The organism is Candidatus Epulonipiscium viviparus (assembly GCF_000171335.1).
GTDB classification, from domain to species: domain Bacteria; phylum Bacillota; class Clostridia; order Lachnospirales; family Cellulosilyticaceae; genus Epulonipiscioides; species Epulonipiscioides viviparus.
The window spans coordinates 1-13658 of sequence record NZ_ABEQ01000008.3; the positions used below are offsets into that span (position 1 = coordinate 1).

Genomic DNA, 13658 nt, shown 5'->3' on the forward strand with positions numbered 1-13658 from the left:
TATATTGATGAAGGTTTTTTAGAGATTTCAGACGTATTTGCAAGAGAGGTACTAGATTCTAGAGCAAATCCTACTGTAGAAGTGGAAGTTGTTGTTAGTAATGGTACACAAGATTATATTGGTCGTGCAATAGTTCCTTCTGGAGCATCAACTGGTGAACGTGAGGCACTTGAGCTTCGTGATGGAGATTCTAGTCGTTATCTTGGAAAAGGCGTTCAAAAAGCCGTTGCGAATGTTAATGAAATCATTGCGGACGAAATTATTGGTTTGAATGTTTTAGATCAAGCTGCTATTGATAAAAAAATGATTAAACTTGATGGAACTGATGACAAATCTAAGCTCGGTGCAAATGCAATATTAGGAGTTTCTATGGCTGTGGCTCGTGCTGCTGCTGAAGCGCTTAGTATGCCATTATATCAATATCTTGGTGGTTTTAATGCGAAAGTTCTTCCAGTTCCAATGATGAATATTTTAAATGGTGGAGAACATGCAGATAACACTGTTGACTTACAAGAATTTATGATTATGCCTGTTGGGGCTAGTTGCTTTAAAGAAGCACTTAGAATGTGTGCTGAGGTTTATCATGTTCTTAAAAAAGTTCTTCAAAGTAAAGGTCTTTCAACTGGTGTAGGCGATGAAGGTGGATTTGCTCCTGACCTTGCAACTTCTGAAGAAGTACTTGAACTTATTGTAGAAGCTGTTAATAAAGCTGGCTATATAGCTGGTGAAGATATTAAGATTGCAATGGACGCGGCGGCTTCTGAGCTTTACAATGATTCAGATGGTAAGTATTACTTTAAAGGCGAAAGTAAAATGAAGGGCGAAGAAGTGGTTAGAACTTCTGATGAACTTGTAGATTATTATGAAAACCTTGTAAATAAATTCCCGATTATTTCTATCGAAGACGGTGTTGGCGAAAAAGACTGGGATGGTTGGAAAAAACTTACTGACAGAATTGGTGATCGTGTTCAACTTGTTGGGGATGATTTGTTCGTTACAAATACAAGCATTTTAAAAGAAGGAATTAAGAAAAGTATTGGTAATTCAATCTTAATTAAAGTTAATCAAATCGGTACTTTAACAGAAACTTTCGAAGCAATTGAAATGGCAAATAGAGCAGGATATACTGCTGTTGTTTCTCATAGATCAGGTGAATCGGAAGATACAACTATTGCAGATATTGTTGTTGCATCTAACGCTGGGCAAATTAAGACTGGAGCTCCTTGTCGTTCAGATAGAACTGCTAAATATAACCAACTTCTTAGAATTGAAGAAGAGCTTGGTGATGTTGCCGAATATCACGGTCTTTGCTCATTCTTTAATCTTAATAAGTAATAAGAATATTTACTTCAAGAGAATAGCCGCGATTGTGGCTATTCTTTTTTTTTAAAGGAGACATAATATGAAGACTAGAATTTTGAAGTTGCTAGAAGAAAACTGTAGATATTCTCCACAAGATTTGGCAGTAATGTTAGACTCTACCGTCGAAGTTATCGAAAAATTGACTGCAGAGCTTGAGGAGGACAAAATTATTTGCGGCTATAAAATGCTGATAAATTGGGACAAAGTATCGGAGATTGATAATGTAACTGCTCTTATAGAAGTAAAAGTGGCTCCAAGTCGAGGCGAAGGCTTTGATAAAATTGCTAAGCGAATTTATATGTTTAAGGAAGTAGAAGCTTTGTATCTTATGTCGGGTGGATTTGATTTAACTGTAATTGTTAAAGGTAAGAGTTTAAAAGAAGTTGCTATGTTTGTGAGTAAAAAATTATCTGCTCTGGACGAAGTTTTAAGTACTGGCACGCATTTTGTATTAAAGAGATATAAAGATCATGGTGTTATTTTTGAACAACACAAAAAAGATGAACGAATGGTGGTGTCTCCATGAATATAGCAGATAAAATAGCAACTAGAGTAGCAACAATGCCTCCTTCTGGGATACGAAAATTTTTCGATGTTGTAACAGAAATGGGAAATGCAATTTCGTTGGGGGTTGGAGAGCCAGACTTTGATACCCCATGGCATATTAGAGAAGAAGCAATATATTCTTTAGAACAGGGTAAAACTGTGTATTCTGCAAATGCTGGAATGTTGCCTTTACGACAAGAAATTAACAAATATATGAAACGTAAATTTGATTTATCTTATAATGAAGCTGATCAAATTCTTGTTACAGTTGGAGGTAGCGAAGGAATTGATGTTGCGCTAAGAACGTTACTAAATGGTGGAGAAGAAGTTTTGATTCCAGAACCATCATTTGTTGCGTATATGCCATGTACAGTATTCGCTGGAGGAGTGCCTGTCCCTATTGCTACAAAAGCAAAAAATGAATTTAAACTGACGGCACAAGAATTAGAAGAGGCTATAACTGAAAAATCTAAAATCTTAATTTTTCCATATCCTAATAATCCTACAGGTGCTATTATGGAAGAAGATGAGTTGCAGGCTATTGCAAAGATCGTTAAGAAACATGATTTAATTGTACTTTCAGATGAAATCTATGCAGAACTCACTTATGGAACACGCCATGTTTCGATTGCTAGTGTAGAAGGAATGTATGAACGAACAATTATACTGAGTGGACTTTCGAAAGCATATGCAATGACAGGATGGAGAATAGGATATGCTTTAGGACCAGCTGCTGTTATTGGAGCCATGACAAAGATGCATCAATATGTTTTGATGTGTGCACCAACAACGAGCCAATATGCGGCAATAGCGGCTTTAAAAGATGGCGATGAAGATATTGAGCATATGAAGGAGTCATATGATGTTCGGAGAAAGTTAATGATAGAGGGATTTAGAAAGATGGGACTTTCTTGCTTTGAACCCAAAGGAGCTTTTTATGTATTTCCTTCGATTAAAGAAACAGGAATGAATAGTTTGGAATTTTGTGAAAAATTGCTTCAAGAAGAAAAAGTGGCAGTAGTACCTGGAGATGCATTTGGAAAATCAGGTGATGGTTATATTAGATGTTCGTATGCGTATTCGGTAGCTGAGCTTAAAGAAGCTTTAATAAGAATTGAGAAATTTGTCAAAAAATTTATATAATAGACCAAATGAGGGGTAGAGAGTATACTTTATTCCTCATCTTGACATACTTTCCCAAATAGGCTAAAATAAAATTAAATTTAAATTAGGAGGAATTATTATGGCAACTACACCAGCTAAATCAGCTGCACCGGCTAAACCCACCAAAGAAGCATTACAGTATTGTACTACTTTAATTAATTACGAAACAATTAGATTAGGAAAAGTTAAGTATGATAAAAAGATGTTAAATGATCCTAATAGAGGTCATTGGGAAAATACAAATATACCTTTTAGAGAATGCACTGGAACATTTTATCGTGACCCTGTTTTAGATATTAAGGAAGGCTACATAGGAATAAATTTTGGTTCAAAAAATGTTACTGTTGCAATGCTAGATGATAATTCTTTAATTTCACCATTGCGAATAGGTGCTAGAGATTTGCAAAAACCAATTAATAGAAATGATTTTCAAATTCCAGCAATTTTACATTTCAAAAATTTAGAAAATTTTTTGCAAGATTATAACTCATTAATAGGTAGACCACTTACAAAGTGGGCAGATGTTGCAGCATCTCATACTGTATTAGCAGAATATTGGAGAGCTTCAAGTCAGATATTTTCAAATTTTATGTATGATATAAAACCATGGGCGGGTAGAAATAGTGGACATTTACGTATTAAAGATAAAGTAAAAAAGACATATGATTTACCACCATTTTTAGAAATTACAGAAAATGAATTTAATCCAGTAGAAGTATATGCATATTATTTAGGTTCACTAATTAATAATATGAATAATGGTATTCATCTTAAATATATTTTAGCATGTACGAAGTCATTTAATAAAGACGTTGTAGATAAAATATTAGAATCTTTTACCAACGGAATTAAAAAATCTTTACCAGTATCAATATTAGAAAATGAAGAAGTGATGCAAAAATTTAGTGTAGAATTGGGAATTGATGAAGCGACAGCATATGCTTTAACTGCACTTTCTGGATATAATTTTCAACCTAATATTCAAGAATCTGTATTTTATGGAGTGTTCGATATAGGTGCGTACACTACAGATTTTGCATTTGGATCATATAAACCTTCGGAAGAAGATAAAAGATATACATATATGTTGGATGAATTAGGAGCTAGAGGAAATAAATATTTAGGTGGTGAAATTTTATTAGAAGCAATGGCTTATGAATTACTTGTTCAAAATCAAAAAACACTGTTAAAAAAGCGTGTTCAATTTACCAGACCTAAGGATGGCAAGAGATTTATAGGTGAAGACGCATTTATTAGTAGCTCGGAAGAAGCAAAGCGGAATACTGTTATAATGATTGATGCTTTAAGACCTCTTTGGGAAAATATGACGCGTATTAACACCAAGATGAAAGTCATGTTATTTGATAGGGAAGGTTTTAAACGTAAAATTAAGTTTAAAATAAAAAAACGTGAATTATTAGGTATTTTAGAAGAGCGTATTGATGCTGGACTAAAAGATTTTTTTGAATTTATCAAAAATACGTGTAATAAATTTAATGTTTATCCAGAAAAAGTTAATATATTTTTAGCTGGAAATTCTTCAAAGTCCTTAATGGTAGAGCATTTATGTAAAAAAATTTCTAAAGATTCAGTGATAGAATGGAATATAGAGCTTTTAGATACTTATAACAAGAAAATGGAACAACTTAGAGAAGAGGCCAAAATAGCTAGTGAAGAAGCTAGGTTAGAAAGAGAAAGATTAGAGCTGGAAGCCAAGTTAGCTGCAGAGGAAGCTGCAAAATTAGCTGAAACAGAAGAAACAGAAGAAACAGAAGAAACAGAAGAAACAGAAGAAGTAATTGAATCGGAGGTATCTGTTGTAGAAATAAATATTGAGTCCGAAGAAAAGGCATCGACAAAGGAAACTGTATCTCCTCAAAAAATAATTTTAAACGAGAACATGTATGAAATATTCCCATATATTGGTACAAACAATAGTTTAGATAAAATGAAAGAGAGACGTATTGCGATTACAGAAAATAACTATTTTGCAACTATGGGTGCTATGGGTGTTGCCTTTGGAGTTTTAAAAGGGCGTCAAGGAGGAAAAATTTTAGTTAATGATTATAGTCTTTCTGAAGATGGACACATCCAATTTCAATATTATGTGGGAGATTGTGATGCAAATAACCAATTGCAAGTATTAATTACGCCTCATACACCTTATGGTCAATGGATTAAGTATATCCCGGCAACTTCATTTGAAACAGAAATATACTATACAATTTACCCAGCTTTTAAAGGTAAAACTCTCAATATTAGTAAGGCAAAAAAAGCTGTTCTAAGAATAGAAGAGGTGGATATTGATCATAAAGGATTTATATTTATTAGAGCTATTAGTCCATCTAAAGTGGAGTATATGTCAGGATCTGATGAACTGGGTGAAATAGTTCCTAATGGTGAGATTCGTGAAATTATTTTAGATTATTAAAATCAGTAGCTTTCCTTTTGATATTATAAATATCTTGAGGGAAGTTATTTTATTTAAATATTTAAAGAATATAATATGGCTGTGCTTAATAAATATATTAAGAATGATTTTTAAAATCAAAAATAAGAAAAAAAAACAGTAACTAAAAATAAAATATGACACATTTTGGCTGTTTACAATTTGCTAAAAATGGATTATAATGTCATGGTAAAAAATATTTTATAAGGAGTGATGTAAGTGAAGTCAATAGAATTAAAAAAATTGATTTATAGTATGAGTATCTTGGTGTTTAGCTTAAATATAGTTTTATTGATTGTAATTCTTTTTTCATTTAATCGTATGTCTCTTTCAAAAGAAACATTGTCTGTGGAAAATAATATTATCGATCAATTACATAAAGCTGAAATTGTACATTATGAATGGTCAACAGATCTTTTAGGTGCGATTTTGAACGGAGAACCTTTTGAAGGAAGTTTAGATCCTAAAACGTGTGATTTAGGTACATATATGTATAGTCCTGAAAATAGAAATAATGCAGACATTATTAATTTGACCAACGCTATTGAAGAATATCATGATGCCATTCATAATAATGCACACAAAGTGATGGACGCTTTAAACATTGGTATTGACGAAGCTATAAATGAGTATTTAATAAACGTAAAACCAAATATTGAAAAGTTAATTCAAGAAATAGATATATTAATAGCGGAATCGGAAGACAGAATATTGGAATCCGAAGAAGAATATGATGTTATAGAAATGACCAGTTTAATAACAATTATTATATCGTTAATTATAATGTCCGGTATGCTATATATTTATTTTAGATGGATTAGAACTGATATTCTTGTAAATATCATTAAAATGGAAATAGGGCTAGAAGAGCTTTCAACAGGAAACTTGAAAGGTAGAGTAAACCTTAAAACTAGATTTATCGAAATTCAAAAAATGAATGATATGTTTAATTTTTCAATGAAAGAATTGTCAAAATATGTTAATTCTTTAAGTGATTTATTGGCTGATTTTGCAAAAGGAGATTTTACTCATAGTACAAAAATCACGTTTCTTGGAGATTTTGAAGAAATAATAGTTTCTATTGAATTATTTAGAGAAGAAATTAGTAAATTGTTAATTAACATTACCACTTCTAGTGAGCATTTAAGTCAGGGAGCGGAAGATATTTCGCAAGGTGCCCAAGCGCTTGCTAAAGGAGCTGAAGACCAAAATCTTAGTATTTCAGATTTGTCTAATTCACTTAATGAGATATCTAATCAAATTAAGTCTTCGTCTGAGTATGCTACTAATGCTCGTATATTAGGCGAAGAATCTAGCCTGATTATTAAAGATAGTTCTAATAAAATGGCAGGAATGCTTAATGCAATTAATAAAATTTCTGTGGATTCAAAAGATATTCAAGAAATTATTAAAACTATTGATGACATTGCATTTCAGACCAATATTCTTGCTTTAAATGCAGCAATTGAAGCGGCTAGAGCTGGTGAAGCCGGCAAAGGGTTCTCTGTTGTAGCTGAAGAGGTTCGAAGTTTAGCTCAGAAATCGACTCAAGCCGCCAAAGATACGACTGGTTTGATTGAAAATACAGTTAATAATATCAAAGAAAGTGAATCACTTGCACATACTACTGAAAAAGCATTTGTAAAAATTTCGGATAGCTCAAATCAAATTACAAATTTAATTAAAGAGTTGTATCAAATAGCTACTACTCAAGTGGTAACTGTTGATGATATGAATAAAAGTATGGCAGATATAATGGATGTCGTAAATACGAATGTTTCGACAAGTCAAGAAAGCGCAGCAATTAGTGAAGAGCTTGCCGCAAACTCTGAAAGTTTATACAATTTGACAACAAAGTTTAAGCCACAAAAACTTTAAATAATATTTTAAGTAAACTATCCATAGATAATGGTGTATATTCAAATACTTGCACCGTTGTTTGTGGATTTTTTAGTAAATTAATATCATATGGATTACGCATGGCRATGCAAATTACTTGATTGTGCTCGGCAAGGAGTTTATTGGCAAGCTCTATTTGAGAATGCATAAACTGTGCGTTATATAAACACAGGATTATAGTATCATAAATTTGGCTCTTTTGAATAATCTCATTTATTGACTTTATGGAAAGATCGGATTCTAGCTTGATTGAATCTGCTATCACGTGTTCAGCAGCATATGAAGCAAAGTTTGGAATATACCATAGACCATCTACTCCGGTTAATCCTCTGGAATCAGGTGCAATTATTAGTAATTTTCCTGGATCTATAGGTAATGAGATTCCCTGTTCGATTACTTTTATGGCATTTTTGCTAATTTTTTTTGCCAATTTTATAGCAGCAGGTGGGTTAAGCTTGTTGGCAATGTCTGCGATATTACGTTTTAGATATTCGTCAACATTCAGAACTTTCTTGATTGACAAAATACGATCAGCCGCAGTATCGATTTTAGCTTGTAGYTTCATATTTTGTTCGGCTTGTATTAAGGTTTCTTCGAGAGCTTCTCTTTGTAATTTTTCTGTATGACTTATACACACTATATCTGCGCCAGCCGCTATTGCCATAACACTAGCTTGTTGAGTAGTATATGTGTCACTGATGGCTTTCATTTCCATACAATCTGTGATAATTAAATTATGGAATCCTAAATCTTGTCGTAGCAAATTAGTTAATACCAGTGGTGAAAGTGTGGCAGGATATACCGGTTCATAAGCTGGAAAAATTATATGAGCAGTCATAATACTTTTAACTCCAGCATCGATTGCAGCTTTAAATGGATATAATTCCACTTTTTCTAGTCGTTCTTTGCTATGTGGAATACAAGGCAAAGTTAAATGAGAATCGATGGCAGTATCGCCATGACCTGGAAAATGTTTTGCTGTTGAAATTATACCTGCGTCTTGAAATCCTTTTATACAGGCTAGTCCCATATTAGTGACTGTTTCTGGATTTTCACCAAAACTTCTAATGCCTATTATTGGATTATTCGGATTATTATTGATATCTAAGCTAGGTGCCAAATTATAATTAATTCCAAGTGCTTCTAACATTTCTCCAGTATACTTTGCAACTTGATAGATTTCTTCTTCGGTTGCTCCATTGGCTTGTGCCATATTGCCAGGAAAAGTACATACCCCCTCTCCTATGCGTGTAACCATTCCGTTTTCTTGATCAATTCCAATAAACATGGGAACTCCATTATATTTTATAGCTAATTTTTGTAAATTTTGGATGAGCTTTAAGATTTGTTCTGGAGTTTTGCAATTGCGTTCAAATAAAATTACATTTCCTACATTAAAATCCTTAATCAAATTTTCGATATGCGAATTTATTTTTGTATCATCAAAACCTACCATAAATAATTGTCCAACTTTTTGCTTTAATGTCATAATATCCGTCCCTTCTAAGATAGGTGTATATTAGTATAGATGATATTTAGATTTATCTTTTTTATATTGTTTATTTTCAGATTCCCATTTGATATATAATGCTTCGGGATCAAAATCTGATGTGCGCACTGTATCGCTCCCTGTGTTATAATCAATCATTGGTTTTCCCGCTGCTGTATATGGTGCAGCAAATTTAAACTTATCTGAATTGCGCTGACGAATTTCTTTTAATAAATATAATGCAATTTTTATAGGTTGAATTTCATCACGATTGATAATATGAAGCTGTACCCCTTGACATAATTGGTTTTCATACTTGGAAAAGGTAGGTGTAAAATATATAGGTCTAAAATATATACCTGGTAACGATTTTTCATTTAAAGCAATGGCTAGTTCTTCTGCATTGAGCCAAGGGGCTCCAACGAGTTCAAATGGAATGGTAGTGCCACGTCCCTCAGAAATATTAGTTCCTTCAAATATGCAGGTGGCATTATATAATAGAGCAGTATTGAGAGTAGGCATATTGGGGGAGGGCATAATCCAATTTAATCCGGTGTTATCATAGTACATATCGCGTGTCCAATTTTTCATTTTTACTACGGTTAATTGGGCATTAATATTAAATTCTGAATTAAAATACATAGCTATTTCGCCAATTGTAAGTCCATATCTATAAGGAATAGGATATAGTCCGATAAATGATCTAAATTCTTTGTGAACTAAATTTCCTTCCACTGCAGAACCRCCTACGGGGTTAGGTCTGTCAAATACTATTATTTCTTTGCCCCATTCTTTGCATGCTTGCATACAATAAGCTAATGTATACAAGTAGGTATAAAGTCGTGATCCAACATCTTGAATATCATAAACTAATATATCAACATCTATAAGCATATCCTGAGTTGGTTTTTTATTTTTGCCATATAAAGTCCATACTTTGGTACCAGTTTTAGCATCAATATAAGATTCAACTTTTTGACCCGCTTGAATATTTCCGCGAACACCATGTTCTGGAGAGAATAATGCTGTTAAATTTGTATATTGTGCAAATAAATCAATTGTGGATATAAAATCACTATTTATTCCTGTTGGATTTGTAATGAGCCCAACTCGCTTATTGTCAAATAAATACATAAATTCTGCAAGTCTATCGATACCTAATATAACTTTTGCCATTTAATTGACCCTTTCATAACGTAAAATAGATGAATTGTAATATCTTTTTTATACTATAGTTAACAAAATTTTTCAAGGAGATAATAACTGGAAATTTTACAACGGATTAAATATTAACAATTTGGGTAATATAATTATTATATGGAGGTGTTTTATATGCTGAGACGAAAAAAATATGCAGGAGTATTGCAATCAGAAGAAGAGGGATTTAGTTTTCCGGTTTGTAATAGTATTGCTATAGACATTCAGGCGACCAATGTAGCTGAATTAGAGATAAAATCTCAAGCGGAAATCAAAGTTGAACAAAAAGAATATCAATAATAATATGTTTCTCCCTTTTTCAATTAAGGGAGATTGGCGGATTATTGGCCTAATGCATCTGCAATTAAAATTGCACCATACACATCGTCGGCAGTTACTTTAAATGGCAAGTTGTGTATAGTTTCTGTTGAAGCCGTTGCTGCTTGCGCAACTTGTTTGATTTTGTTCGGATTAATTTTTTTGATGCCTAATTGCTTTAATGTAGTAGGAAGACCGACAGATTTACAGAAATTGATTACATCAGAAAGTTCTGGAGCATCTTCTAATACCAATTGTACTATTGTACCAAAAGCAACTTTTTCACCATGATACATATTGTGGCATTCCTCCATTACGGTAAAGCCGTTGTGAATTGCATGTGCTGCAGCAAGTCCGCCACTTTCAAATCCAATTCCCGAAAGAAGAGTATTTGCTTCTATAATGTTTTCAACTGCTTTAGTACAAATTTTTTGTTCAATAGCAATTTTGGCTTTATAACCATAATTTATTAATGTTTCATAACATAATTTGCCAATACCTTGAGCTGCAAGAGTGGATTCGCCTCCGGCACAAGATGTAGCACCAGAAATTTTGCAGGCCCTTGCCTCAAAGTATGTGGCTAACGCATCTCCCATTCCCGAAATTAAAAGTCTTGCTGGAGCATCAGTAATTACTTGAGTATCAACTAAAACTAAATTTGGATTTTGTGGCAAAAATAGATACTCTTCAAAAACACCTTGGTCAGAGTATATAACAGTAAGTGCGCTACATGGAGCATCAGTAGAAGCGACGGTAGGAAGAATGATAATTGGACATTTTTTATAGTATGCTACTGCTTTTGCGGTATCCAGAATTTTTCCGCCACCAACACCAATGACATTATCGCAATTGTTTTTATCGAAAAGTTYTTGAAGTCTATTGATTTCGTTTTTGCTAGATTCTCCCTTAAATGTTTCAAATATAGGAGTAATATCTTGGTYTAGGAGCGTTTTTTCTATAACAGCCATAAAGCGTTTTATGCCCGATTCACTAATCAAAATTAATGATTTTTTGCCATAATCTTTTACATATGAACCTAGTTGTGCCATTTCATTTTTACCTTGGACATATTTTGATGGTGATATAATTATATTTGCCATAATTCTCTCCTTATTATCAATATTAATTGCATATTTATAATACTATACGCTAGATGACACTGTCAACGGCATAAAAAATATAGAGCACAAATGCACCCTATATCCCTTTGTAATATCTAGCATTTTTAAGCATATCAATGTATTTACCCCTTTCGAATTAAGTAGCAATAACTATGTATTTTACTCCTAAGAATAAAATACATAGCGTCGYAAATAATTATTGCATGTCTTTATATCCATCCACGATAGCAACACCATTGCTAGTTCCAATTCTGCTTGCACCAGCTTCAATCATAGCAAGTGCTTGCTCGGTAGTRCGAACTCCACCAGATGCCTTAATTTTAAGGTTATCTCCAACACATTCTTTCATAAGCTTGATATCTTCTATTGTTGCACCTCCTGTACCAAAGCCGGTAGAGGTTTTAATAAAAGTAGGTTTAACTTTAAGCGCGACTTCACAAAGTTTTCTTTTTTCATCATCGGTTAAATAGCAAGTTTCGAATATAACTTTGCTGGTAACATTTCTTTTATTACATTCTGCAACAATTCTTTGCATTTCATCTTCTATATAGGCCCAATCTCCTGACTTGATTTTTCCTATATTTACCACGTAATCGACTTCGCCAGCACCTTTTTCGATAATATCAATTGTTTCAAATACTTTGGTCTCGATTGTACATTGACCAAGAGGAAAACTTACTGCAGCATCGCAAAGCACATCTGTACCTTCTAAAAATTTTTTGCAAAGAGACACAGGGGCATTGTTAATAGCAACTGTTTTAAAGTTATATTGCTTAGCAATTTCACAGTGTTCTTTTAACATATCATCTGTCGCATATGCGGCTAATATTGTATGATCAATCATTTTGGCTAGTTCTTGAATTGTTAATTTCATTTTATTACTCCTATTTCTGTTTTATTTTGTATAATYATAAAATTTAGTTTTGTCAAGCTCATCAAACATAGCGTCAAGCATTTCTTTGGCATATGGAACTTCGTGACTAGGACCTGCAATATATCCGCCATTAGTACCCTTTAATTGTTTCATACGCAATCGAACTTCTGCCCTCACATCATCTGGAGTTGCACCAGGCTTATTAAGCACAAATTGACTATCGAGCCCACCAGAGAAGCAGAACTTTCTATCACCTAATTGCTGCTTAAGTTTACCTAGATCATTACAAGGTTGGCACATATTCCATACATCTGCGCCCATGTCTACCATATCGTCGAAGATTTTTGCAATGTGGCCACAAGAATGTTGGTTTACAATTAAACCTAAGTCATGAATAGCATCATAAATACGTTTGGTAGCAGGCTTGATGCATTGTCTCCAAGTCTCTGGAGGCATAAATAAATTATTTTGCGTACCCCAGTCATCRCCATACCAAATCATATCTAGTTTGATTTCTTTAGCAAATCTCTGTATAACCTTGATTTTGTAATCGGCTATAACTTCTGCAATCTTTGCCATTTCTTCTGGGTGAGTAATGAAGTTCATTAAAGCTTCTTCCATTCCAAACAGTAAATACAATCTTTCGAAGACGCCCATTTCYACAAGRCCCATTACAACATTGTTTTCGTAGTCGATAGAAGCAACATCGAGTGGAAATTCACCCCAATTTTGGGTAATATAGCTCCAATCGACATCTTTATCTAAATCAGGAATTTTGAGTTCTGCACGCCAATTGTCAATATTATGAATAATTTTAGAGCCATGTGCGACATACGTGCCACCTTCTGCGTGTGGATCATAAGCCCATTCAACGCCCCAAATATCAAAACCAGCTTTAATGGGTCTTTCACAGGTAGGACATTTAACTTCAATAAGATGTTCAAGTGCATTTGGAACATATTCAGGTCTATCGTTTTTAATTGCTCTTAACATATTCTCTCTTGGATTCATCATAATTTTAGGCTCCTTTCAATATACAAATTAAAATAATACACCAATTTTAGTGACTATCCAGGCAACTATAGATGTTGCACCTGTGATCAAATTTGTTACAGCTGATGCACCTTCTGGCATATGAGTTCCAGCCATTTCCTTTAAAGACCAAAAATATAATGTTAATTACAATAGCTCCGATTACTGCAAATGGAACTATGGCGGTTCCCCAGCCTATTTGTGTTT

Annotated in this window: 11 protein-coding genes; 6 read left to right on the forward strand and 5 right to left on the reverse strand. The window is 33.4% G+C overall.

Features of this window, described 5'->3' with window-relative positions; all coding sequences use genetic code 11:
- The first annotated feature begins 3 nt into the window (after positions 1–3).
- The 5 genes from eno to EPU_RS11250 all read left to right on the forward strand — a co-directional run bounded on the left by eno (position 4) and on the right by EPU_RS11250 (position 7399).
- Positions 4–1335: a phosphopyruvate hydratase gene (gene eno, locus EPU_RS02050; RefSeq protein ID WP_029487821.1), complete on the forward strand. Its 1332-nt coding sequence runs from the start codon at positions 4–6 to the stop codon at positions 1333–1335.
- 67 nt (positions 1336–1402) lie between these two features.
- Positions 1403–1888, forward strand: a complete 486-nt coding sequence (locus EPU_RS02055) for an Lrp/AsnC family transcriptional regulator (RefSeq protein WP_010166298.1) — start codon at positions 1403–1405, stop codon at positions 1886–1888.
- Between the two features lie 2 nt (positions 1889–1890).
- Positions 1891–3051, forward strand: coding sequence for an aminotransferase class I/II-fold pyridoxal phosphate-dependent enzyme (locus EPU_RS02060; RefSeq protein WP_029487823.1), 1161 nt, complete (start codon positions 1891–1893; stop codon positions 3049–3051).
- Positions 3052–3151: 100 nt separating this feature from the next.
- The gene (locus EPU_RS02065; RefSeq protein ID WP_010166300.1) at positions 3152–5503 is read left to right on the forward strand and encodes a hypothetical protein; all 2352 of its coding nucleotides are present in this window, start codon (positions 3152–3154) and stop codon (positions 5501–5503) included.
- A gap of 237 nt (positions 5504–5740) precedes the next feature.
- On the forward strand, positions 5741–7399 hold the full coding sequence (locus EPU_RS11250) for a methyl-accepting chemotaxis protein (RefSeq protein WP_010166301.1): 1659 nt from the start codon (positions 5741–5743) through the stop codon (positions 7397–7399).
- On the opposite strand, the gene EPU_RS02075 is transcribed toward EPU_RS11250, so the two are convergent.
- Together EPU_RS02075 and EPU_RS02080 are read right to left on the reverse strand one after the other, a co-directional pair.
- Positions 7380–8909: a glycoside hydrolase family 3 protein gene (locus EPU_RS02075; protein WP_029487824.1), complete on the reverse strand. Its 1530-nt coding sequence runs from the start codon at positions 8907–8909 to the stop codon at positions 7380–7382. The two genes, EPU_RS11250 and EPU_RS02075, sit on opposite strands and share 20 nt — an antisense overlap.
- Positions 8910–8939: 30 nt before the next feature.
- A complete protein-coding gene (locus EPU_RS02080) occupies positions 8940–10085 on the reverse strand; it encodes an exo-beta-N-acetylmuramidase NamZ family protein (protein ID WP_010166303.1) in 1146 nt (381 codons plus the stop codon).
- Between the two features lie 156 nt (positions 10086–10241).
- Here EPU_RS02080 and EPU_RS13510 point away from each other — a divergent pair, with 156 nt between their 5' ends.
- Positions 10242–10406 carry a hypothetical protein gene (locus EPU_RS13510; RefSeq protein WP_010166306.1) on the forward strand — a complete coding sequence of 55 codons (165 nt, stop codon included), beginning with the start codon at positions 10242–10244 and terminating at the stop codon, positions 10404–10406.
- Positions 10407–10447: 41 nt separating this feature from the next.
- Here the strand turns inward: EPU_RS13510 and EPU_RS02090 are convergent, their stop codons facing one another.
- The 3 genes from EPU_RS02090 to EPU_RS02100 form a co-directional block, all read right to left on the reverse strand.
- Positions 10448–11524, reverse strand: coding sequence for a glycerol dehydrogenase (locus EPU_RS02090; RefSeq protein WP_029487825.1), 1077 nt, complete (start codon positions 11522–11524; stop codon positions 10448–10450).
- A 217-nt stretch (positions 11525–11741) separates the two neighbouring features.
- Positions 11742–12419, reverse strand: a complete 678-nt coding sequence (deoC, locus tag EPU_RS02095; RefSeq protein ID WP_010166310.1) for a deoxyribose-phosphate aldolase — start codon at positions 12417–12419, stop codon at positions 11742–11744.
- Positions 12420–12440: 21 nt separating this feature from the next.
- The gene (locus tag EPU_RS02100; protein WP_029487826.1) at positions 12441–13433 is read right to left on the reverse strand and encodes a uroporphyrinogen decarboxylase family protein; all 993 of its coding nucleotides are present in this window, start codon (positions 13431–13433) and stop codon (positions 12441–12443) included.
- Between the last annotated feature and the right edge of the window lie 225 nt (positions 13434–13658).